The organism is Saccharopolyspora antibiotica, assembly GCF_047200635.1.
In the GTDB taxonomy this organism is placed as follows: domain Bacteria; phylum Actinomycetota; class Actinomycetes; order Mycobacteriales; family Pseudonocardiaceae; genus Saccharopolyspora_C.
In genome coordinates this window covers 21,277-43,603 of sequence record NZ_JBJZOI010000020.1, presented here as the reverse complement: position 1 = coordinate 43,603, position 22,327 = coordinate 21,277, and the positions used below count along the sequence as shown (strand labels likewise).

Here is a 22,327-nt window from a genome sequence, read left to right as displayed (position 1 = left end):
CGGTGAACCGGATTCCGATCGCACCGTGGTCTTCGCGCCGCCGGCTGCTCCGTTCGTGCTCACAAGCTAGATCCGCGCGCTCCGCCCCCGGTACGGGGCAAGGCCCCTAGTGGTGTCGGGGCTATTAGGGGATCGCAGGGGAAAGGGTGGTTCGTTCGCGGGTGAGGAGTCCGGTCGCGATTCGATTGGTCGCATTTCTGTGTGATTGTGCACGGGGTGCTCGCGAGGCTTTCGCATCGATTCGGAAAACAATCCGGGATGGACCAATCCGGGGGCCGGTCGGCTCCGAAGGACTCCGAGCGCGCGGCGGGAGGGGCAGCATCGCACGGATCAGCCCGCCGCGGATACCCGATCGCTCAACGAGCCCGTTCGTAGGCCGCGAGGGTCGCCTCGGCGCAGCCGCGCCAGCTGAACTCCGCGGCCCGCGCCCGGCGGGCGGCGGCCGCGGCCGGATCGGGCGGCGCCGCCGCGACCCGCAGCAGCGCCGCGCGCAGCGCCTCGGCGTCGCCGTGCGGCACGAACTCGGCGAGGCCGCCGGTGACCTCGCGCAGCACCGGCAGGTCCGAGCACACCACCGGCACCCCGCAGGCCAGCGCCTCCAGCGCGGGGAGACCGAAGCCCTCGTCCCGCGAGGGCAGCACCAGGGCCCGCGCGCCCGCGACCACCCGGCGCAGCTCCGGCTCCGGCAGGTACCCGGTGCGCAGCACCGTGCCCACCTGCCGCGCCTCTCCCGGCCCGGCCACCACCAGCGGCGGCAGCGCGCGGTCGTGCGCGCGCAGCAGCACCTCGACGCCCTTGCGCGGTCCGGGGGCGCCCACGAACACCAGGTAGTCCTCCGGCAGCCCGAGCCGGTGCAGCTCCGCGTCCGGCGGCGTCGCCGCGAACCACGCCGGGTCCACGCCCAGCGGCGTCACCGCGATCCGCTCCCGCGCCACGCCGAACCGCTCCGCCACCGACTCCGCGACCACCTCGGTCGGCGTGCACACCACCGCGGCCCGGCGCACCGAGGAGCGCACCAGCTCCGCGAACCCCGGCTCCGGCGCCTCCTCCGGCGCGTCCAGGAACGCCAGGTCGTGCACCGTCACCACGCCACCGGCGCGCAGCGACGGCGGCAACGCGAAGTTCGTCCCGTGCACCACGTCGGCCCGCCCCGCCAGCAGCTCCACCGGGGGGAACGGCGCGCGCCGCCAGGCCGCCCGCAGCGCCCGCGCCGGGACCGGCAGTCCCGCCGCCCGCACCCCGGCCGGCACCGCCGAGCGCAGCTCCCGCCAGCCCCGGGCGGTGAACCCGACCGCGCGGGCGTCCACATCGGACATCCGGCCCAGCTCGGCGCTCAGCGACAGCGCGTAGCGCCCGATCCCGGTCCGCCTGCCCAGCAGCGGCGTGCCGTCGAGCAGGACGCGCAGCGGGCTCACCTGTGGCGCAGCCGCTCGCCGGCCAGCCTCCGCAACCGGCCCCCGGCCCGCTTCGCGACCTCCAGCGGGCCGCCCGCGTCCAGGTACTCCCGCAGCAGCGCCACGTCCCGGCGCACCGACTCCGCCCGGCCCGGCACGGGGGAGCGGGTCAGCGGGGACGAGGCGCGCAGCCGGTCCGCCGCCGGACGCGGATCGCGGCAGAACTCCGCGAGCGGCGCCAGCACGGACTCCCAGGTGAACCGCTCCCGCACCACCTCGATGCGCTCCCGGCAGGACGCGGCGAACTCGGCGTCGTAGAGCACCCGCTCCAGCGCCGCCGCCAGCGCCTCCGGATCCTCGGCGGGGACCACCACGCCCAGCCCCTCCTGGCGCACCAGGTCGGCGAAGGAGTCCCCGTCGGTGGTCACCACCGGCAACCCCGACCACAGGTAGTCCAGCACCCGGGTGCGGAACGCGAAGGTCGTCTCCACGTGCTCGTAGTGCGAGGTGACGCCGCAGTCCGCGTCCAGCAGGAAGTTCTGCCGCTCCGCGTAGGGCACCCAGGTCTCGTTGAAGAACACGTGCTCGCCGGTGAGGCCGAGCCGGTTCGCCAGGTGCCGAGTCCGGTCCGCCATGCCCATCTCCGGCACGTCCGGGTTCGGGTGCTTCATGCCGAGGAAGAACAGCCGCAGGTCGTGCCGGTGCCCCGCCAGCCGGTCCACCGCGCGCAGCAGCGTCAGCGGGTCGAACCAGCTGTAGACGCCCCCGGCCCAGAGCACCACCTTGTCGTCGGCGCTGATGCCGGGGTGCACGCCCTTGATCGCCGGCCCGGTGCGGCGCGGCGCCACCGAGGACAACCCGAACGGCACCACCTCCAGCAGCGAGCGCACCGTCGGGTCCGAGTCGTAGAGGCCCGGTGTCAACCGGCCCAGCGAGGCCAGGTGCCCGAGCCAGAAGTGCCGCTGCCGCTCGGAGGCGCACAGGAAGAAGTCGCCGCGTTCGAGCTGCGCGTTCAGCACCGTCGTCACCCCCCGCAGGTCGGCGGCGCGGCGCTCGTCGTCGGTGTCGCGGCCCTGCTCCAGCAGCTCCAGGTGCATCGGGTCGTACACGTCGCAGACCACGATCTTGGTGGAGTCGGCGTGCTTGAGCGCGGGCACCATCTCCAGCACGTGCCCCTGCACCACCACGACGTCGGCCCAGTCCACGTGCCCGCCCAGCTCGCGCGGCTTCGCCGCCACCACCGGGAACGCCGACTCCGGCGGGTTCACGTGCGCGTTCACGCTCACCAGCCGCACCTCGTGCTCGGCCCCGAGCACCTCGGCCATGTGCCAGGCGCGGATCGCCGGGCCCGCCATCCGCTCCGCCACCGCGTCCCCGGTGAGGATCGCGATCCGGCGCGGCCGCCCGAACACCTCGTCCAGGCCGAACGCCTCGACCAGCGCTTCGTGCGCGGCGAGGTAGCGCGGCAGCGGGTAGGCGGGCTCCATCGCCTTGCGCATCAGCGGGACCAGGTCCGCGTCGGTGCGGACCCGGGCCGCCTGCTCGGCCTCGCGGGCCTCCTTGAGCTGCGGCAGCAGCTCGACGAACTGGTCGATCGCGAGCATCCCCGCCAGCGCGTCCCGCGAGATCGGCACGTCGTCGTCGAAGTCCGGGCCCTCCGGGCGGCGGGTCATCTCCAGCTGCTCGGCGTCGATGTCGCCGCGCGCGGTGGCGCGCCGGACCGACAGGGCCATCGCGGCGGGCAGCACCTTCGCCAGGGTCTCGTCCGAGACGTTCTTGTAGAGCGCGGCCAGCGCGTTGCGCTCCAGCAGGAAGTGCTCCCGCGCCGAGGACACCTGCGCCATCGAGGCGTGGTGGCGGTGGAAGGCCAGCGACCGGGGCTCGTAGCGCACCCGCCAGCCGCGCAGGTTCAGCCGCCAGCCCAGGTCCACGTCCTCGTAGAACATGAAGAAGCGCTCGTCGAAACCGCCCAGCGCGGCGAACAGCTCGGCGCGCGCGAACAGCGCCGACCCGGTGCCGAACAGCACGTCGCGGGGCGCGTCGTGACCGCCGTGGTCCGGTTCGCCCGCGTGCCGCTTGTAGCCCATGCCGAACCAGGTGAGCCCGCCGTCGACGAAGTCGACCCGCTCGCCCTCCCAGTCCAGGACCTTGCTGGCCACCGCGCCGACCGTCGGCTCGGCGCGCAGCACCGCCACCGCCGCCCGCACCCAGTCCCGGTCAGGGCGGGCGTCGTTGTTCAGGAAGGCCAAAACCTGCCCGGTGGCCTCCCGCGCGCCGAGGTTGCAGCCCCCGGCGAAGCCCAGGTTCGCGCCCGGTTCCAGCACCGCCGCTTCCGGGACCGCCTCCCGGATCCGGGCGGCCTCGGCGGATCCGGGGGTGTTGTCGACGCAGATCAGCTCCAGCCGGTCGGCCGGGTAGTCCAGCTCGTCGCGCACCGCGCGCAGGCAGGTGGTGGTGTCCTCGGCGCCGCGGTGGTTGACCACGATCACGGAGACGGCGGGCAGCGCAGCGGGGTCGGGGGTGTCAGCCACGCTCCCAGCCTGCCCTATTCCCCGATCCGCGCCGCACCTGGTCCGCCGACCGCCGTCGGCGGGCCGGTCACCTCGACCAGCGGGCCCAGACCTCGGCGCGGGAGGGGGCGGGGCGGCGGGCGAGCAGCGCCGCCGGGGCGCGGGCGGCGAGCTCCGCGAGGACCCGCAGGCGCAGCCCGAGCCGGAAGTTCGCCGGAGGCCGCGGGGCCCCGCGCAGGCGGCGCAGCGGCAGCACCGCGGTCAGCGCGGCGAACCGGGCCAGCTCGCGGGCCGCGACCCGCGCCGGGGCGCAGCGCAGCAGCATCAGCAGCCGGTTCCGCTCGTTCCAGCGGTGGAAGCGCGCCGAACCGGGCCGGGTGCTCGCGCCGTGCAGGTGCACGACCTCGGCACCGGGCGCCAGCACCACCCGGCCACCGCCGAGCCGCAGCCGCCACGCGGTGTCGGTGTCCTCGTAGTAGCAGAAGAACCCGGCCGGGACCCCGCCCACCGCGCGCAGGCGGTCGCGGCGCAGCAGCGCCGCACCGCCGCAGAAGCCGAACACCTCCCGCTCGGCCGGCGGGGCGGTGAGGTCGGCTCCGCGCCCGTTGGCGGTGAGCCGCACCCCGGCGGACTGCACCGCGCCTTCCGGGGTCCGCAGCACCGAGGCCGCCGCCCACGCGCCCTCGTCCGCGTCCAGCGCGTCCTCCAGGGCGGCGAGCCAGCCGGTTTCCGGGGCCGCGTCGTCGTTGAGCCAGGCCATGAGCGGCGTGCCCACCCGCCGCAGCGCCGCCGCCATCCCTCCGGCGTAGCCGAGGTTGCGGGGCAACCGCAGCACTTCCGGCCGCGAGGGATGGGTGGCGAGCAGCTCGGCGGAACCGTCCGCGGAGGCGTTGTCCACCACCAGCATCCGATGTGGACGGTCCTGGGCGGCGACCGCGTCCAGGCAGGCGGCCAGGTGCGCCCGCCCGCGCCACGTCACCACCACGACGGTGCTCCGCGCCCCGCCCCCGCTCCGGCCCACGCCCGAACCCTAGCCGGGCCGCTCCCGCCCCCGGCGGACGAACCCGTGCTCGCGGTGGGCGCCTGCGCACCGGGTGCCCACCGGCAGCGGGAGCGGTGCTCGTCGCGGCGTGGTTTCCGCGACATCTCCCGGATCCGCCGGTCGAAGCGGGCGGGATCTCCGTCGCCGGTGGCTAAGGTGAGCCGGTGCCTGAACTGGTCGTGATCGCCGAGCAGCTGCTCGCCGCGGTGCCCGGAGGAACCGGGCGCTACACCCGCGAGCTGCTCACCGCGCTCGCGGCCACCGCGCCCCGAGGCTGGGAGGTGACCGCCGCGACCAGCCGCTCCGGCGACCCCGCCCGGATCGGCGTGGACGGCGTCGGCACCCGGGTCCTCCCGCTGCCCCGCCGAGCCCTCGTCGCGGCCTGGGAGCGCGGACTGCCGCCCTGGCCCGGCGGTGACTCCGCGCACGCCCCGACCCCCCTGGCCCCGCCGCGCAGGCGGGGCCGCGGCCTGGTGGTGACCGTGCACGACACCGTTCCCTGGACCCACCCGCACACCCTCACCCCGCGCGGCGCCGCCTGGCACCGGCGGGTGATCGCCCGGGCCGCCCGCGAGGCCGACGCTCTCGTCGTGCCCACCGAGGCCGTCGCCGCCGACCTCGCCAACCGGATCCCGCTGCGCGCCCCGGTGCGCGTCGTCGGCGAGGGCGTGAGCCCGGCGCTGCTCGCCGAGCCCGACCCGGACCACGCCCGGACCGTCGCCGCCGCGCTGCCACCGCGCTTCCTGCTGGTGCTCGGCACCCTCGAACCCCGCAAGGGCCACGCCCACCTCGTCGAGGCCCTCGCCCGCCCGGACGCGCCGCCGCTGCCGCTGCTCGTCGTCGGCGAACCGGGCTGGGGCGACGTCGACCCGGCGCGCCTCGCCGCCGAGCACGGCCTGCCCCCGGGCCGGGTCCGGGTGCTGCGGTCCGTCGGCGACGCCGAGCTGGCCGTGCTGCTCCGGCAGGCGACCGCGCTGGTCGTGCCCAGCCTCGCCGAGGGCTTCGGGCTGCCCGTGCTGGAGGCGATGGCGGTGGGCACGCCCGTGGTGCACTCCGACGCCCCGGCGCTGGTGGAGGTCGCGGGAGGCGCCGGGCTCACCGTGCGCCGCGCCGACCCGCGCGCCCTCGCCCGCGCGCTGCGCATCGTCGTCGAGGACCCCGACCAGCGCGCCCGGCTCGCCGAGGCCGGCCCGCGCCGGGCCGAGCGGTACGGCTGGCACCGCGCCGCCGAGGAGGTCTGGCGGGCGCACCTGGAGCGGAGCTGAGCCGGATTTGCGGAACCCGCCACGATCGGCACCGGCACCCCCGTACCCTGCACGGGTGCACAGAGGCGAGCCGCAGCTACTCGTCGACGCCACCGCCGTCCCCGCGGACCGCGGCGGCGTCGGGCGCTACGTGGATTCCCTGCTGGCAGCGCTGGACCAGGACGGTGCCCAGCTCAGCGTGGCCTGCCAGCCCCGGGACGCCGGGCTGTACTCCCGGCTCGCGCCGCGCAGCCGGATCGTCCCGGCCGCCGAGGCCGTCGCCACCCGCACCGCCCGGCTCACCTGGGAGCAGACGACGCTGCCCCGCCTGGTGCGCAGGCTCGGCGCGCACGTGCTGCACTCGCCGCACTACACGACGCCGCTGGCCAACCCGGCCGCCTCCGTGGTCACCCTGCACGACGCGACCTTCTTCACCGACCCCGCGCTGCACTCCCCGGTCAAGGCCCGCTTCTTCCGCGCCTGGACCAGGGCCGCGCTGCGCCGCGCCACCCGCTGCGTGGTGCCGAGCGAGGCGACCGCCGAGGAGCTGGCCCGCAGCGCCGGTGCCGACCGCGCGGGCATCCACGTGATGTACCACGGCGTCGACCCCGAGCACTTCCACCCGCCGTCGCCGGGGGAGGTCCGCGCCGTGCGCGAGCGGCTCGGGCTGCGCGACCAGCCGTACGTCGCCTTCCTCGGCGCCCTCGAACCCCGCAAGAACGTGCCCGCGCTGATCGAGGGCTTCACGCTGGCCTGCCGGGGCCGGGCCGACGACCCGGTGCTGGTGCTGGCCGGGCAGCCCGGCTGGGACACCCGCGTGGAGCGCGCGCTGGAGGCGGTGCCGCACCGGGTCCGGGTGATCCGCGCCGGGTACGTGCCGTTCGCGGAGCTGCCCGGCTTCCTCGGCGGGGCGCAGGTGGTGGCCTACCCGAGCATCGGCGAGGGCTTCGGGTTGCCCGTGCTGGAGGCGATGGCCTGCGGCGCCGCCGTGCTCACCACGGGACGGTTGAGCCTGCCCGAGGTCGGCGGCGACGCCGTCGCCTACTGCGGCGTCGGGCCCGCCGAGATCGCCGCCGGGCTCACCGGGCTGCTCGACGACCCGGCCCGCCGCTCCGCCCTGTCGGCGGCCGCGCAGCGCCGGGCGAAGGAGTTCACGTGGGCCGCCTGCGCCGCCCAGCACCGCGAGGCCTACTCCCGTGCGGATCACGCGCACCGCCGCGGCCGCTGACGCGGGATCACCGCCCCGCGACCGCCGCGGGCGGTTCGGCAGAATGTCCGGGCGTGACCTCCTCCTCCCGCAGCTACGGCGACGAGCTCGCCATCGTGATCGTGACCTACTCGCCCGGCGAGACCCTGGACCGCAACCTCGACTCGATCGCCGCGGCGACCACCCGCGAGGTGCGGGTGGTCCTCGCCGACAACGGCTCGACCGACGGGGCCCCGGAACGCGCCGCCGAGACCCGCGACGAGGTCGAATTCCTGCCGACCGGGGCGAACCTCGGCTTCGGCGGGGGCGCCAACCGGGGCGTGGCCGCCCTCGGCGACGAGTTCGGCTGGGTGGTGGTCTGCAACGCCGACGTGGAGTGGGCGCCCTTCGCGCTGGACGAGCTGCTCGCCGCGACCTCCCGCTGGCCGCGCGGCGGCGCCTTCGGCCCGCTGATCACCGAACCGGACGGCGGCATCTACCCCTCCGCGCGGCTGCTGCCCTCGCTGGGCCGCGGCGCCGGGCACGCGGTGTTCGGCCGGGTGTGGCCCGGCAACCCGTGGAGCCGCGCCTACCGGCAGGCCACCGCGAAGGTCGAGGAGCGCACCGCCGGGTGGCTCTCCGGCTCCTGCCTGCTGCTGCGCCGCGAGGCCTTCGACGGCGTGGACGGGTTCGACCCGCGCTACTTCATGTACTTCGAAGACGTCGACCTCGGCGACCGGCTCGCCAGCAGGGGCTGGCTCAACGTCTACGTGCCCAGCGCGCGGATCACCCACGTTGGCGGGCACACCACCTCCCGCACCCCCGGGAAGATGCTGCTGGAGCACCACCGCAGCGCCTACCGGTACCTCGCGGACCGGCACCGCGGGGCGGTGTGGGCACCGCTGCGGCTCGCGCTGCGGCTGGCGCTGGCGGTGCGGGCCCGGCTGGAGGTGCGCGCGGGCTCGAAGTGAGCGGCCCGGGCGGCGCGCTCGTCGCGCCGCCCGGAGCGCCGAGCTCAGTACGGCTGGTTCCGGGCCGCCCGGGAGCCCAGCGGCCCGAACTGCCCCGCGCCGCGCTGCGCCTGGTACGGGTTCGGCGGCAACTGCTGGCCGTAGTCCTCGGCGGGCCAGCCGTAGCCGTCCTGCTGCCGGTTCTGCTCGGCCCGTTGCGGCTGCGATCCCGCGGCGGGCTGCGGGATCGCCGTCGTCCGCTCGGACTCGGTGGTGCCCCCGTCGGCGGCGGCGACCACGGTGCGCGGGATGCGCACGGTCGTGGAGGCGTCCATCGGCGAGGTGGCGTTGTCCGGTGTGACGACGAACGCGCCCCTCGCCCGCGCACGAGCAAATGCCTCGTCGGCTCGGTCCCGCGGGTCCATAGCGGTGCCTCTCCATGCTTTCGCCGTCGGGTTCTCGGTCGCGTCGCGACCGTCGCGCTACCGCGGTGCGGCGCTGACGTGCTCGCTGCGCCGCGGTCCCTTCGTCTTCTCACGCGGCAAGGTATGCGTGCCCTTCCCGCGCCGCGCCACGGGGTTCGGTTCGGGCCCGCGTCATCGCACTGTATCCGCCGCCACCGGTCGGGAGTCGGCATTGGTGGCGTGCCCGGTGTCGCCGCGTCCCGGCGGGATCTCCCCGACGCGCCGCGACGATCATCGTGCCACCACCCCGCCGGTCCCCGCGACAGCGCGCCGGTGCACCGCCTGGCGGGTCCGGAACCCCGGGCTCGGCGCCGCCGGGCGCCGACCTGCCGGTTCCGCCGGGAGGTGACCGATTCCACTGAGCTGGAGCCCGGTCCCCATCATGCCGCCGTCGTTGTCACAGTATTCCCCTCAACGGGTTTTCGTCAGGAGCTACCGGGCGCACCCGGCGTCCGTTCGGGGAGACCCCCCGGACGGCCCGGGCAGGTGCCGGTACCGGAGGCCGGGGGAGCCCGGCGCGAGGAAGGAGGTCCGGCATGAACACCGGTCCCGATGGTTCGCCCGGCCCGCTGCGCGATGCCGAGGCCGTGGTGCTGGTCGGCGGCCAGGGCATGAGGCTGCGGCCGCTGACGCTCTCCGCGCCGAAACCGATGCTGCCGACGGCCGGGGTGCCCTTCCTGAGCCACCTGCTCGCCCGGATCCGCGAGTCCGGCATCCGGCACGTCGTGCTCGGCACCTCCTACAAGTCGGAGGTGTTCGCCGAGCACTTCGGCGACGGCTCCGCGTTCGGCCTGGACCTGGAGTACGTCGTCGAGGACCGGCCGCTGGACACCGCGGGCGCCATTCGCAACGTCGCGCACCTGCTGCGCGCCGAGGACGTGCTGGTGTTCAACGGCGACATCCTCTCCGGGCTGGACCTGCGCTCCCTCGTCGAGACCCACCGCCGCGCCGCGGCCGAGGTGACGCTGCACCTGGTCAAGGTCGACGACCCCCGCCAGTTCGGCTGCGTGCCCACCGACGCCGAGGGGCGGGTCACCGCGTTCCTGGAGAAGACCGAGGACCCGCCGGTCGACCAGATCAACGCCGGTTGCTACGTGTTCCGCCGCCCCGTGATCGAGCGGATCCCCGCCGGGCGCCGGGTGTCGGTGGAGCGGGAGACCTTCCCCGGGCTGCTGGCCGGGGGAGCCCGGTTGCAGGGCCACGTGGATTCCTCGTACTGGCTGGACATGGGGACCCCGGCGGCCTACGTGCGCGGCTCGGCCGACCTGGTGCGCGGTTCGCTGCCCTCGGCGGCGCTGCCCGGCGCACCGGGGGAGTCCCTGCTGCTGGCGGAGGCCCGGGTCGCCCCGGACGCCGTCGTCGACGGCGGCAGCACCATCGGCGCCGGGGCCGAGGTGGCGACCGGGGCGCGGATCAGCGGCTCGATGCTGTTCGACGGCGCGCGGGTCGGCGCCGACTCGGTGGTGCGGGACTGCGTGCTCGGCGCCGGGGCCCGCATCGGTGCCGGCGTGGTGCTGCGCGGCGCGGTGATCGGTGACGGCGCGGTGATCGGCGACGAGTGCGAGCTGCTGGACGGTGCCCGGGTGTGGCCGGGCGTGGAGATCCCCGCGGGCGGGGTGCGGTTCTCGGCGGACCGCCGTTGATCAGCACCTCCTGGCGCCCACCGGGCCCGCACGACCTCGCGCGGGTGCTGTCCCCCCTGCGCCGGGGCGGCGGCGACCCCACCAGCGCGGTCGAGGACTCCGGAACCTGGTGGCTCGCCACGACCACCGAGCGCGGGGCGGCGACGCTGCGTCTGGCGACCGCCGGTTCGGGAGAGGTGGTGGCCGAGTCCTGGGGCGAGGGCGCCGAGGCCGCGCTGGCGCGGGTGCCGGGGCTGCTCGGAGCGCACGACGACGCCGCGGGCTTCACCGCCGCCCACGAGATCGTCCGGCGCGGGTGCCGAGCCGCGCCCGGGCTGCGGCTGTGCGCCACCGGCCGGGTGTGGGACGTGCTGGTGGCCGCCGTGCTCGAGCAGAAGGTGACCAACCGCGAGGCCTGGCGCTCGTGGCGGGAGCTGTGCCGCCGGTTCGGCGCTCCCGCGCCCGGCCCGGCCCCGCGCGGGCTGTGCTCCCCGCCCGCACCGCGAGCGCTGCGCGAGATCCGGGACTGGGAGTGGCACCGGGCCGGGATCGACGGCGCCCGGCGGCGCACGCTGATCGCGGCGGCGGGCGTCGCGCACCGGCTGGAGCGAGCCGCCGAACTCGGTGGCGCCGACGGGCGGGCGCTGCTGCGCCGGGTTCCCGGCATCGGGGTGTGGACGGCGGCGGAGGTCGCGCAGCGCGCCTGGGGCGATCCGGACGCGGTGAGCGTCGGCGACTACCACCTGCCGACCGTGGTCGGTCTCGCGCTGGCGGGCCGCCCGATGGACGACGCCGAGATGCTCGACGCCCTCGCGCCCTACGCGGGCCACCGCCACCGGGCCGTGCGCTACCTCCACGCCGCCGGTGCGAGGCGTCCCCGCTTCGGCCCCCGGCTCCCGGCGCGGGATTACCGCCTCCTCTGACGCCCGCGATCGCCGGCCCCGGGAGCGCGACGGCGGATCTCCCGCCGCCGGATCGGTTCCCGGTCGCTCCCCGGACGGGCGGGACCAGCAGCGGCCCCGGCGATCAGCCCAGCGCCGCCGCCAGCAGCGGCCCCAGGTCGGACCCCTCGGGGAGGGCGTCCACCGGCCACCAGCGCAGGTCCAGCGACTCCTCGCTGCGCACCGGCCGCGCCCCCGCCGGGGCGCGGACCAGGTAGCGGACGTCGAAGTGCCGCGTCGGCCGACCCAGCGAGCAGGTGATCGGGTGCACGTCCAGGTGCACCGGCTCCGGGGACGCGGCGAGCCCCGCGATCCCGGACTCCTCGGTCGCCTCCCGCAGCGCCGCCCCGGCCAGCGAGGCGTCCTCCGGTTCGCAGTGCCCGCCCAGCTGCAACCACGCGCCGACGCGCGGGTGCAGGGTGAGCAGCACGTGCTCCCCGGGGGCGTCCACCAGCACCGCCGAGGCCGTCACGTGCCCCGGCTCGCAGGCCCGCAGGCAGGCGTCCGGGCGCGCGTCCAGCAGCGCCAGGAACGCGTGCCGCAACGCCTCCTGCCCGGCCACCGCCGGATCCCACTCCCGCAGCACCCGCCGCGCGTCCGCGTGCGGCCCGGCCGCGGTGATCACATCGCCCGGTTCCACGTCCTCAGCTCCCTCTTCCGACCGCGTCGACCGGCGACCCGGTCGTCCGGGTCGCTCCGGCCCTCACATCTCCAGGAAGGCACCGTCCAGGTCGCGGGGCGGGCGAGGGCCCTCCACCGGGTCGGCGGGATGGCCGACGGCGACCGCGCCCAGCGGTTCCCAGGACTCCGGCAGCTCCAGCACCGAGCGCACCACGTCCGGGCAGAACAGCGTGGAGGACACCCAGCAGGAGGCCAGCTCCTCCGCCGCCAGCGAGACCAGCAGGCCCTGGACCGCGGCCCCGCCCGCCACGGTGAACATCGCCCGCTCCGCCTCCGCGCGCCGCGCGTCCGGGTAGTGGTGCGAGCCCTCCCGCACCAGGAACGGCAGCACCAGCTCCGGCGCCGCGTACAGCAGATCGCCCCGGCCGACCCGGCGCTGCGCGGCGGCTTCCTCGCGCCCGTCGCCGCGCAGGTCCGCCAGCCAGGCGGTGCGCATCGCGTCCAGCAGCTTGGTGCGCAGCGGGCGGTCGCGGAGCAGGACGAACCGCACCGGGGCGGTGTGGTGCGGAGCTGGTGCCGTCAGCGCCGCGCCCACCGCGCGCCGCACCGCGGCCACGTCCACCGGCTCCGCGCTGAACGAGCGCACCGAGCGGCGCAGCAGCACCGCTTCCCGCCGCCCCCGCGCGATCGCCTCGTTCGTGCCGAGCCGGAACAGGTCCTGCTCCACCGGCCGGGCCAGGTCCCGCGCGCTCGACCCGTCGTCCTCTGTGCGCAACCCGCGCACCACCGCCACCGGCACGCCGCCGAGCTTGCCCTTGACCAGGTCCGCGGCGGCGGCGATCTCGTCGGCGACGGCGACCTCGGTGACCGCGAGCTCGTTGCCCTGCGCGTCCACGCTGCCCGCGTAGCGGTGCAGCACCCGCAGGCCCGCCGCGCCGATCGCGGCGTCGGTCTGCCCGTGGCGCCAGCTCCGGCCCATCGTGTCGGTGATCACGACGCCGACCTCGACGCCCAGCCGCTCGGCCAGCCCGGCCCGCAACCGGCGGGCCGAGGCGTCCGGGTCCTCCGGCAGCAGCGCGATCCGGTCCAGCGCCACGTTCGAGGCGTCCACCCCGGAGGCGGCCTGCACGATCCCCAGCCGGTTGCGGGTGATCAGCGTGTTCCGGAACCGGGCCAGCACCTCGGCGGCCTCGGCGAGCACCAGCTCGCGGCGGTGCCGCTCCCGGGTCTCCGGATCCCGCGACGTGCGGACCAGGCGATCCTCGACCTTGGAGATCACCTTGCTGGTGACCACCACGACGTCGCCGTCGGACAGCCACGGCGCCGCCGCCGCGACCGAGGCCGCCACGTCGTCGCCCGGACCGAACTCCGGCAGCCCGGTCACCGCGAACAGCCGCAACCCCTCGGTCGCCGAGTGATCCCTCATGACCCCTCCGGAGCCCGGAGCCCGGCCGCGTCGAAGGCGGCCCGGGCCATCTCGGCCGTCGCGTCCACGTCGGACATCAGCAGCGGCACGTCGCGCACCGCCACGCCCGGCACCTCCGCGGTGTCGCCGGTGTGCACCAGCCAGGCGTCGAGCACCCCGTCCGCGGAGTCGGCGCGGGATCCGTAGAGCCTGCCCACGGCCTCGGCGGAGGTCTCCACGCCGATCGCGGTCAGGCAGGCGTCGGCCATCCCGCGCAGCGGGCGGCCGCCGATGATCGGGGACAGCCCCACCACCGGAGCGCGCGTCGAGCGCAGCGCCTCCCGGAAGCCGGGCACCGCCAGCAGCGTGCCCACGCTCACCACCGGGTTCGACGGGGCCACGAGCACCACGTCCGCCTCGGCGACGGCCTCGGCGACGCCCGGCGCGAGCGCGGCGTCCTCGGCGCCCACCGGCACGATCGCCGTCGCCGCCGGTTCCGCGCGGTGGCGCACCCACCACTCCTGGAAGTGCACCGCCGTCGGCTCACCCGTGGCCGGGTCCGCGATCGCGACGTGGGTCTCCACCCGGTCGTCGCTGACCGGCAGCAGCCGGACCCCGGGGCGCCAGCGGTCGCACAGCGCCTCGGTCACCGCCGAGAGCGGGTAACCCGCGCGCAGCATCCGGGAGCGCACCAGGTGCGTCGCGATGTCCCGGTCGCCGAGCCCGAACCAGCTCGGTTCGGCGCCGTAGGCGGCCAGTTCCTCCTTCACCGACCACGTCTCGTCGACCCGACCCCAGCCCTTCGCGGTGTCGATGCCGTCGCCGAGCGTGTACATGCAGGTGTCCAGGTCGGGGCAGACCCGGAGCCCGTGCATCCACACGTCGTCGCCGATGTTGACCACGGCGGTCACCTCGTGCGGGGACTCGCCCTCGCCGAGCGCGGGGATGCCCAGCGCCGCCTTGACTCCCAGCAGGAACCGCGCCCCGCCGACTCCGCCGACCAGTGCTACGACCTTCACCCCGCGATCCTCGCACGGGGCGGACCGCGCCCGGGGCCGGACCGGTGTCCCCCGCGTCACCCCGCGCGCGCGATCAGAACTCCCAGAACCGGAACGCCTCCTGTCCCAGGTAGGCCAGCGCGGCGTCCCCGCCGACGGCCGCGAAGACGAGGTAGGCCAGCGAGAAGAAGGCCCGGCCGACGAACGGCACGGCGAACAGCAGCACGAACAGCGCCAGCGGCGCCCACATCCGCGCCTTCTCGCCGAGCTCGCGCGCGCGATGGGACAGCCACGGCTCGATCGCCCCGTACCCGTCCAGGCCGGGGATCGGCAGGATGTTCAGCACGAACGCGATCACCTGCAGGAACGCCAGGTAGGACAGGCCGCTGGAGAGCCCCTGCGGCATCGGCACCAGCTGCACCGCCAACGTGATCAGCATCCCGAGCAGCAGGTTGGTCAGCGGGCCGGCCAGCGAGACCGCCGATTCGGTGCGCCGGGAGCGCAGCGCGTGGTGGTTGATCCACACCGCGCCGCCGGGCAGCGGGATGCCACCGGCGATCACGAACAGCAGCGGCAGCACGATGCTCAGCACCGGGTCGGTGTAGCGGCGCGGGTCCAGCGTCAGGTAGCCCTTCGCCCGCACCGCGCGGTCCCCGCCCCGGTAGGCCGTGATCGCGTGCCCGAACTCGTGCAAGCACAGGGACGTGGCCCAGCCGCCCAGCACGATCAGCACGATGCCGGTGGTCATGGCGACCGAGTTGTCCACGGTGGCCAGCGCGCCACCTGCGACGGTCGCGCCGAGCAGTGCCAGGAACAGGGGACTCACGCGGGTTCTCACCCCACCAGTGTCCCCGGTGTCGGCCGGACCTCACGGGCCACCGGGTGAAAACGCGCGATCCGGCCTGCGAAGTGCCGCCACCTGGAGTAATGGGCCACGACAAAAGTCCGCTGGAGTTGCGTCATGCGGCGGCTGCCCGCGGGTCCCTCGACGGGTTGGCTCCGCTTGACCGAGTGGAGCTACACCGGTGTAATCACAGCGGTGTCATTCTCCGCTGAAATGATTGGTCGAGGGCGGCTTCGCCGGTGGTTCGCCGTCGGTGACCGGCCCCAGCGGTGAAATCGCGACGAATCGTCCCGTCTGGATTTCCACCACGTGGATTCCGGCGGATTCGGCGCGGTGACCGGGGAAAGGGAGCTCCGGTGATGGCCACGGTCGAACGGGCGGCGCGGTGAGAGGGCCGGTGCCCAGCCCGGGCGGCGACGCGGGGACGTGCGCCCCGCGTCCGGGAGTGCATCCCGAACGGTCCTGGGGAGGACCGCGGGCAACGGGAGCGATCGGGGGAGGACCAATGTGGGAGACAGGTCAAGCCCACCTGATGGAACAGGGCCGCTTGATGGAGCAGAGTCATCCCTTGCAGCAGGTGAGCCTGCTGCATTGGGGGGATCCGCAGCAGGAATCCGAGACCACGGATGCCGACGTGCTCGCCCAGCTCTTCGAACTGGGCGAGCCGGAACAGGAGTGGCAGGAGCGCGCATTGTGCGCGCAAACCGATCCGGAGGCCTTCTTCCCGGAGAAGGGCGGCTCCACCCGCGAGGCCAAGCGCATCTGCGCCGGCTGCGAGGTGCGCCACGAATGCCTGGAGTACGCGCTGGAGCACGACGAGCGCTTCGGGATCTGGGGAGGGCTGTCCGAACGGGAGCGCCGCCGCCTCAAGCGCAGCGCCGTGTGACACCGGACCCGCGGCCCCCGTCCACCGCGGACGGTGCGGCGCCGGGTCCGGCCCCGCCGACTTGATCGATTCGAACAGGAGCCGCGCGTCCGCAGGTCGCGCGGCTCCTGCGCGTCGGGGCCCGTCCCGGCCCGCTCCGCGCGACGAGCTCGACAGGAGCGCGTCCCCGTCCACTACGGTCGAGCGTTGATCGGAGTAGGGCGGGGGGAGGACTCAGTGGCCGGGACCGCGCCGCGGCTGAACACCGCACCGGTGCTGGGCGTGCTGGTGTGCCACGACGGCGAGCGGTGGCTGCCGGAGGTGCTGGCCGCGCTGCGCGGGCTCGCCGTCCGGCCGCGGCACCTGCTGGCGGTGGACACCGGTTCCGCCGACGGCACGGCCGAGCTGCTGGCCGCGGCCCCCGACCTGCTGGACGGGGTGCTCGACCTGCCGGCGGACGCCGGTTTCGGCGCCGCGGTGGCGGCGGCCGCCGAGCACGCCGCGGAGCGCTGGGGCGACCCGGGCCGCTGGCTGTGGCTGCTGCACGACGACGCCGCGCCCGCACCGGACTGCCTGCGCCAGCTCCTCGACGTGGCGGAGCTGGACTCGACCGCCGCGGTGCTGGGTCCGCTCGGCCTGGACTGGGACGATCCGCGGCTGGTGGTGGACGCCGGGTTGTCGACCGACGCCTCGGGACGGCGGCAGACCGGGCTCGGCTCGGCCGAGGCGGACCCGGAGCTGGACTGGGGCCCCGCGCCGTCCGGCGAGGACGCCGGCGCGGAGCCCGCGCCGGGGGAGCCCGTCGCCGGGCCGACCGAGGCGCGGGTCGTCTCCGAGGTCCTCGCGGTGTCCACCGCGGGCGCACTGGTGCGGCGCGACGTCTACGAGCGCCTCGACGGCTTCGACCCGGCGCTGCCGCTGGGCTTCGAGGACGTCGACTTCGGCTGGCGCGCCAACGCCGACGGGCACCTCGTGCTCTGCGCGCCGAGCGCCCGGATGCGCCACGCCGGGGCCCTGCGCCGCGATGAGCGGGCTCCGGACGCGGCGGGGCGCTCCCGGCGAGCCGCCGACCGGGTCGGCGGGGTCCGCACCTTCCTGGTCAACGCCCCCGCTTGGTCCGTGCCGCCCGCCGTCGCCCGGTTGCTGGTGCTCTCGCTGCTGCGGGCCGCCGGGTGCGCGCTGCTGTGGCGCCACCGGGACGCGGTGGCCGAGTGGGCAGCGCTCACCGAGCTGCTCACCGGACGGCTCGGGATCCGGGCCGCGCGGGCGCGGCGGCGCGCGATCACCCCCCGGCCCGCCGGGGTCCGCGGCCTGCTGACCAGCAGGCTCACCAGGCTGCGCAACGGGGCGCGCGCCGCGTTCGCCGGGCTGGTCCGGGAGCGGGTGCGGCGCGAGGTCGTGCTCGGCCGCGCCCCCGAGGCGTTCGGCACCGGCCGGATCACCCCGGTCGACGAGGCCATCCCGCCGCGCTCGGTGGGCCCCGCCGCGCTCCCCGCCGGAGCGCTGGCGAAGCCCGGGCGGCGCTCCCGGGGAGTCGGCGGGCTGCGCAGACCCACCGGTCAGGTGGTGGTGCCCGTCGAGTCCGCGTCCGTCGAACCCGGTCCCGGGGAGGAACCCCCGCGCCCCTCGCCGGTGCCCCGGGGCGCCCGCCCCGAGCCCGAGCCCGACCGCACGCTGCTGCTGGTGCGGGTGGACCGTCGCCGGGTGCTGCGCGAGCTGCTGCTCACCCCGCCGGTGCTGCTCACCGCCGCGCTCGTCGTCCTGTCCCTGCTCGCCCACGGGGCGCTGGCCGAGCACGACCGCTTCGGCGCCGCGCTGCAGGGCGGCAGGCTGCTCGCCCCCGCGGACCTGGCCGCGACCTGGCGGGACTACCTGGCCTCCTGGCACCCCGTGCACGGCGGTACCGGCTCGCCGGCCACGGCCTCGCTGCTGGTGCTGGCGCTGCTGGGCACCGCGCTCGCACCGCTGGGCGGGCCGCCCGCCGCCGTGGCGGCGCTGCTGCTGTTCGGGGCGCCGCTGGCCGGGCTCACCGCCTACGCCGCCACCCGGGGGCTGCCGATGCGCGGCGGGCAGCGGGCGCTGGCCGCCGGGGCCTACGCGCTGCTGCCGCTCGCGTTCCACGCGGCGGGCCAGGGCAGGCTCGACGTCGTCGTGGCGCACGTGCTCGTGCCGCCGCTGCTGGCGGGCATCGCCTCGGTGATCGGGCTGTCCCGGCTGGCCGCCGTGTCCGGTTCGCGGCACTGGCTGGGCACGGCGTGCTCGACCGCGCTCGGGCTCGCGGTGCTCGGGGCCTTCAGCCCCCTGGCGCTGGTGCTGCTGGTGGTGCTGGCGCTCGTCGGCTTCGTCGCGGTGCCGGGGGAGGCGCGTCGCGCCCCGCGCCGGGTGGCCGGGTTGTCCGCGCTGGTGCTGCTGCCGATCGCCTGCCTGCTGCCCTGGCCGGTGGTGCTGCTGCGGCACGCCGAGCTCCTGCTGCACGGCCCCGGCGGGCGGATCACCGAGACCCCGGCCGACGGCTGGCTCGCGCTGCTGAGCGCGGACGGCGCGCCCGCGACCTGGGCGGGGGGTCTCCTGGTGCTGGCCGCCCTGGGCGCGGCCGTCCTGGCGCCGAGTCGCGCGATGCTGCCCGGCGCGATCACCGCGCTCGCCGGGCTGGCGACCGCGGCCGCCGTGGATCGGATCGTCGCCGAACCGCTCAGCGGCGGGCCGGCGAGCCCCGGGGCCCCCGGTGCCGCGCTGGTGGTGGCCGCGGCCGGCCTGCTCTGGGTGGTGCTGGCGGCGGGTCCGCTCCCGGACCGGGTGCCGCGCCGGGTGCTCGGGGCGGTGCTGGCCGGCGGTGTGCTGGTCACGGGGGTGAGCGCGGTGCTCGCCGCCCGCGGCCCGCTGCGGGCCGAACCGCCGGGCGGGACGGCGGCGCTGGCGGCGGAGCTGGCCGGGCCGGGTGGGCTGCTGGTGCTCGGCGGTGCACGGCCTCGGCTGGTCGAGGGCGCCGCCCCGCACTACGGCGACGACGACCTGGCCCCGGTGCCCGATGCCCTGCGCTGGTCGCGGGACGCGGAATCGGACCTGCTCTCCGAGGAACCGGCGCGGGTCCGCGCCGCGCTGACCACGGCCGCCGCGCGCGGCACCGGTCACGTGGCGGTCCCGGACCCGGCCGCCGCGCGGCGGTTGCGCTCGGCGGCGGGCGAGCTGCTCGCCGATCACGGCACCCTCGCCGACGGCTCCCCGGTGCTGCGGGTGCTGCTGCCGTCCGGACCGGTGCAGCTGCTCGGCCCGGACCTCGCGCGGCAGGCCCGGCTCGCCGGGAACCCCTCGCCGCGGGCGAGGCCGCTGCGCGTGCCCGCCGAGCTGCCGGAGGTCGCGGTCCGGGTCTCCGAGGGCGGGGAGGGCCGGGTGCTGCTGCTGGCCGCCGAGCACGAACCGGGTTGGCACGCGGAGATCGACGGCCGGGAGGCGCCGCTGGCCGAGGCGTGGGGCCACCAGGTCGCGGTGCCCGTGCCCGCCTCGGCCAGCGAGGTCCGCATCGGTTACGGCGATGCCTCGCGCCCGGCGCTGCTGGTCCTGCAGGCCGCCGCGATCCTGTTCACCGCGATCGGGGCGCTGCCGTCCCGCCGAGCGGGGGACTGAGCGGCCGTGCGCACCGGAGCACCGGCCCTCGCCGGATCACTGGCCCTCGATGACGTCCGGGTCCAGCCCCAGGTAGGTGGCGACCTGCTCGATGAGCACGTCGTGCAGCAGGTCCGCCATGTCCTGCCCGTCGCGGGCGCGGGCCTCCAGCGGCCGCCGGTACAGCACGATCCGGGCGCGGGTGGGCAGGCCGCGGCGGTCGACCCCGGCGGGCACCAGCCGCGCGAGCGGCACGTTCGCGTCCACCACGACGTCGTCGTCCCACACGACCTTCTCGGGAGCCGTCACCTGCACCTCGGGAACCTCGTCCACGGCGACGTCGAGCTCGGTCAGCTCGGCGTGCCAGCGCTGCTCGATCGGTTCCAGGGCCTCCAGGACGGTCGCGTCGAACCACTGCGAGCGGCTGCGCGCCACCGGGACCGAGGCCGGGTAGAGCGGGCCGCGCAGACCGCGCCCGCGGCGATCCCGGCGGGCGAGGGTCCGGCGACGATATCCACGTGCGGTCACCACGGGCTGAGGGTACGCCCTCGCAACCCCCGCGGGGATGCCCGTTCGGGTCGCCTGTCGCCACCCGATGTGAGCAGCCGGGGGCGCCGAGTCGTTCCGCGCAGCGCGAACAAAGCCGTCCCGCGGCGCGAATCCGCCGGTGAGCGCGTTGCGCCCACCGCGACGCGGCGGGGGTCGGGAGGTCGTTTCCGCGTGCCTCCGGCGCGCGCTGGACGGGGGGCGCTATCGTGCCACTCGTGCGGAGCGTGAGGCGGTGCTCGCGGACCGGGTGTACCAACCCGGCCGTTGCGACGCTCACGTATGCCTACGCGGACTCGACCGCGGTCGTCGGTCCCCTCGCCACCTACCCCGAACCGCACAGCTATGACCTGTGCGAAGAGCACGCGCTGCGGCTGACGGTGCCGAAGGGCTGGGAGGTCGTCCGCTACGAGGGCGAGTTCGCGCTCCCGGAGGCCTCGGTCGACGATCTGACGGCGCTCGCCGAAGCGGTGCGCGAGGCCGGCCGCTCGGACCTGCCGGTGGATCCGCCGGACTTCTCCGTCGGCGGCGGCAGGCGCGGGCACCTGCGCGCCCTGCCCGACCCCCGGGACGAGTGAGCCGCCGAACGTGACGTGCCGCTCGATGGCGGTCGGGAGTGCTCCGCAAGATCACGGTTCGCCGGTACGCTCGGGACGCAGCGAGGTTGGCCGGACTACGTAGGGATGTGCAGCGTGCGGGACCTGTCGGAGATCGTCAAGGCGTACGACATCCGAGGTGTGGTGGACGAGCAGCTCGACACCGACGTCGTGCGCGAGCTCGGCGCGGCGTTCACCAGGCTCGTGGGCGGCCCGGCCGTCGTCATCGGGCACGACATGCGCGACTCCTCGCCGCGCCTGGCGGCCGCCTTCGCCGAGGGCGTGACCGGGCAGGGCGTGGACGTGATCTCCATCGGCCTCGCGAGCACCGACATGCTGTACTTCGCCTCCGGCACCCTGGAGCTGCCGGGCGCCATGTTCACCGCCAGCCACAACCCGGCCCGCTACAACGGCATCAAGCTGTGCCGGGCGGGCGCGGCGCCGGTCGGTCAGGACAGCGGGCTGTCCGAGATCCAGGAGCTCGTCGCGCACGGGGTGCCGGAGTTCCTGGGCGCCAAGGGCTCGGTCTCCGAGCGCGACATGGCCGCCGACTACGCGCGCTTCCTGCGCGAGCTCGTCGACCTGCGCGAGATCCGTCCGCTCAAGATCGTCGTGGACGCCGGCAACGGGATGGCCGGGCACACCGTGCCCAGCGTGTTCGAGGGCCTGCCGGTGGAGCTGGTCCCGATGTACTTCGAACTCGACGGCACCTTCCCGAACCACGAGGCGAACCCGCTGGACCCGGCGAACCTGGTCGACCTGCAGGCCAAGGTGCGCGAGGTCGGCGCGGACGCCGGGCTCGCCTTCGACGGCGACGCGGACCGCTGCTTCGTCGTCGACGAGAACGCCGACCCGGTGGCCCCGAGCGCGATCACCGCCCTCGTCGCGGTGCGCGAGCTCGCGAAGGAACCGGGCTCGACCGTGATCCACAACCTGATCACCTCGCACGCGGTGCCCGAGATCGTCTCCGAGCACGGTGGCAAGCCGGTGCGCACCCGGGTGGGGCACTCGTTCATCAAGCAGACCATGGCCGAGACCGGCGCGATCTTCGGCGGCGAGCACTCGGCGCACTACTACTTCCGCGAGTTCTGGAAGGCCGACTCCGGCATGTTGGCCGCGCTGCACGTGCTGGCCGCGCTGGGCGGCCAGCAGGGCCCGCTGTCGACGCTGATGGCGGACTACTCCCGCTACGCGGCCTCCGGCGAGATCAACTCGACGGTGGACGACCAGGCCGTGCGGATGCGCGCCGTCGCCGACACCTACCGGGAGCGCTCCGGCGCTCGAATCGACGAGCTCGACGGGCTTACCGTGGAGCTGGCGGACGGTTCCTGGTTCAACATCCGACCGTCGAACACCGAACCGCTGCTGCGGCTGAACGTGGAGGCGCCCGACGCCGCCGCGGTCGCCGCGCTGCGCGACGAGGTGCTCGCGGTGGTGCGGGGCTGACGGCGTGCCGCCGCCCGCTGGGCGTGGACCGGGTGTGGACTCAGGAGGGA

18 protein-coding genes are annotated in these 22,327 nt (G+C 76.0%); 9 read left to right on the top strand and 9 right to left on the bottom strand.

The features are described 5' to 3' along the window. Window positions 1-356: 356 nt before the first annotated feature. The 3 genes from ACL03H_RS17600 to ACL03H_RS17590 all read right to left on the bottom strand — a co-directional run bounded on the left by ACL03H_RS17600 (window position 357) and on the right by ACL03H_RS17590 (window position 4,925). Window positions 357-1,415, bottom strand: coding sequence for a glycosyltransferase family 4 protein (locus tag ACL03H_RS17600; RefSeq protein WP_412812338.1), 1,059 nt, complete (start codon window positions 1,413-1,415; stop codon window positions 357-359). Next, window positions 1,412-3,925, bottom strand: a complete 2,514-nt coding sequence (locus ACL03H_RS17595; protein WP_412812337.1) for a glycosyltransferase — start codon at window positions 3,923-3,925, stop codon at window positions 1,412-1,414. The genes ACL03H_RS17600 and ACL03H_RS17595 overlap by 4 nt, the downstream gene beginning before the upstream one ends. A 67-nt stretch (window positions 3,926-3,992) precedes the next feature. Then, window positions 3,993-4,925, bottom strand: coding sequence for a glycosyltransferase family 2 protein (locus tag ACL03H_RS17590; RefSeq protein WP_412812336.1), 933 nt, complete (start codon window positions 4,923-4,925; stop codon window positions 3,993-3,995). 185 nt (window positions 4,926-5,110) lie between these two features. Between ACL03H_RS17590 and ACL03H_RS17585 the strand changes: the two genes are divergently transcribed. The 3 genes from ACL03H_RS17585 to ACL03H_RS17575 are packed head-to-tail and all read left to right on the top strand — an operon-like array spanning window position 5,111 to window position 8,347. Beyond that, on the top strand, window positions 5,111-6,211 hold the full coding sequence (locus ACL03H_RS17585; RefSeq protein WP_412812335.1) for a glycosyltransferase family 4 protein: 1,101 nt from the start codon (window positions 5,111-5,113) through the stop codon (window positions 6,209-6,211). A 55-nt stretch (window positions 6,212-6,266) separates the two neighbouring features. Then, a complete protein-coding gene (locus ACL03H_RS17580; RefSeq protein WP_412812334.1) occupies window positions 6,267-7,418 on the top strand; it encodes a glycosyltransferase family 4 protein in 1,152 nt (383 codons plus the stop codon). A 53-nt stretch (window positions 7,419-7,471) separates the two neighbouring features. After that, window positions 7,472-8,347 carry a glycosyltransferase family 2 protein gene (locus ACL03H_RS17575; protein ID WP_412812333.1) on the top strand — a complete coding sequence of 292 codons (876 nt, stop codon included), beginning with the start codon at window positions 7,472-7,474 and terminating at the stop codon, window positions 8,345-8,347. A gap of 44 nt (window positions 8,348-8,391) precedes the next feature. Here ACL03H_RS17575 and ACL03H_RS17570 read toward each other — a convergent pair whose 3' ends face one another. Then, window positions 8,392-8,751: a hypothetical protein gene (locus ACL03H_RS17570; protein ID WP_412812332.1), complete on the bottom strand. Its 360-nt coding sequence runs from the start codon at window positions 8,749-8,751 to the stop codon at window positions 8,392-8,394. A gap of 575 nt (window positions 8,752-9,326) precedes the next feature. Between ACL03H_RS17570 and manB the strand changes: the two genes are divergently transcribed. Further along, window positions 9,327-10,433 carry a mannose-1-phosphate guanylyltransferase gene (gene manB, locus ACL03H_RS17565; protein WP_412812331.1) on the top strand — a complete coding sequence of 369 codons (1,107 nt, stop codon included), beginning with the start codon at window positions 9,327-9,329 and terminating at the stop codon, window positions 10,431-10,433. Further along, window positions 10,433-11,335, top strand: a complete 903-nt coding sequence (locus ACL03H_RS17560) for a DNA-3-methyladenine glycosylase family protein (RefSeq protein ID WP_412812419.1) — start codon at window positions 10,433-10,435, stop codon at window positions 11,333-11,335. The genes manB and ACL03H_RS17560 overlap by 1 nt, the downstream gene beginning before the upstream one ends. Window positions 11,336-11,438: 103 nt before the next feature. Here the strand turns inward: ACL03H_RS17560 and ACL03H_RS17555 are convergent, their stop codons facing one another. The 4 genes from ACL03H_RS17555 to ACL03H_RS17540 form a co-directional block, all read right to left on the bottom strand. After that, entirely contained in the window at window positions 11,439-11,978 is a 540-nt protein-coding gene (locus ACL03H_RS17555) for an NUDIX hydrolase (RefSeq protein WP_412812418.1), read from the bottom strand. 78 nt (window positions 11,979-12,056) lie between these two features. Beyond that, a complete protein-coding gene (locus tag ACL03H_RS17550; protein WP_412812330.1) occupies window positions 12,057-13,400 on the bottom strand; it encodes a coenzyme F420-0:L-glutamate ligase in 1,344 nt (447 codons plus the stop codon). Continuing rightward, window positions 13,397-14,398: a 2-phospho-L-lactate transferase gene (gene cofD / locus ACL03H_RS17545; protein ID WP_412812329.1), complete on the bottom strand. Its 1,002-nt coding sequence runs from the start codon at window positions 14,396-14,398 to the stop codon at window positions 13,397-13,399. The genes ACL03H_RS17550 and cofD overlap by 4 nt, the downstream gene beginning before the upstream one ends. A 73-nt stretch (window positions 14,399-14,471) precedes the next feature. Next, window positions 14,472-15,203, bottom strand: coding sequence for a site-2 protease family protein (locus ACL03H_RS17540; RefSeq protein ID WP_412812328.1), 732 nt, complete (start codon window positions 15,201-15,203; stop codon window positions 14,472-14,474). A gap of 568 nt (window positions 15,204-15,771) precedes the next feature. Here ACL03H_RS17540 and ACL03H_RS17535 point away from each other — a divergent pair. Together ACL03H_RS17535 and ACL03H_RS17530 are read left to right on the top strand one after the other, a co-directional pair. Next, window positions 15,772-16,107: a WhiB family transcriptional regulator gene (locus ACL03H_RS17535; protein WP_412812417.1), complete on the top strand. Its 336-nt coding sequence runs from the start codon at window positions 15,772-15,774 to the stop codon at window positions 16,105-16,107. Between the two features lie 216 nt (window positions 16,108-16,323). Further along, entirely contained in the window at window positions 16,324-19,710 is a 3,387-nt protein-coding gene (locus ACL03H_RS17530; RefSeq protein ID WP_412812327.1) for a glycosyltransferase family 2 protein, read from the top strand. A gap of 36 nt (window positions 19,711-19,746) precedes the next feature. On the opposite strand, the gene ACL03H_RS17525 is transcribed toward ACL03H_RS17530, so the two are convergent. Further along, window positions 19,747-20,220, bottom strand: coding sequence for a metallopeptidase family protein (locus tag ACL03H_RS17525; protein WP_412812326.1), 474 nt, complete (start codon window positions 20,218-20,220; stop codon window positions 19,747-19,749). A gap of 233 nt (window positions 20,221-20,453) precedes the next feature. Here ACL03H_RS17525 and ACL03H_RS17520 point away from each other — a divergent pair, with 233 nt between their 5' ends. Then, window positions 20,454-20,813 carry a DUF3499 domain-containing protein gene (locus tag ACL03H_RS17520; protein WP_412812325.1) on the top strand — a complete coding sequence of 120 codons (360 nt, stop codon included), beginning with the start codon at window positions 20,454-20,456 and terminating at the stop codon, window positions 20,811-20,813. A 114-nt stretch (window positions 20,814-20,927) separates the two neighbouring features. Then, the gene (locus ACL03H_RS17515) at window positions 20,928-22,277 is read left to right on the top strand and encodes a phosphomannomutase/phosphoglucomutase (protein ID WP_412812324.1); all 1,350 of its coding nucleotides are present in this window, start codon (window positions 20,928-20,930) and stop codon (window positions 22,275-22,277) included. The last annotated feature ends 50 nt before the right edge of the window (window positions 22,278-22,327 follow it).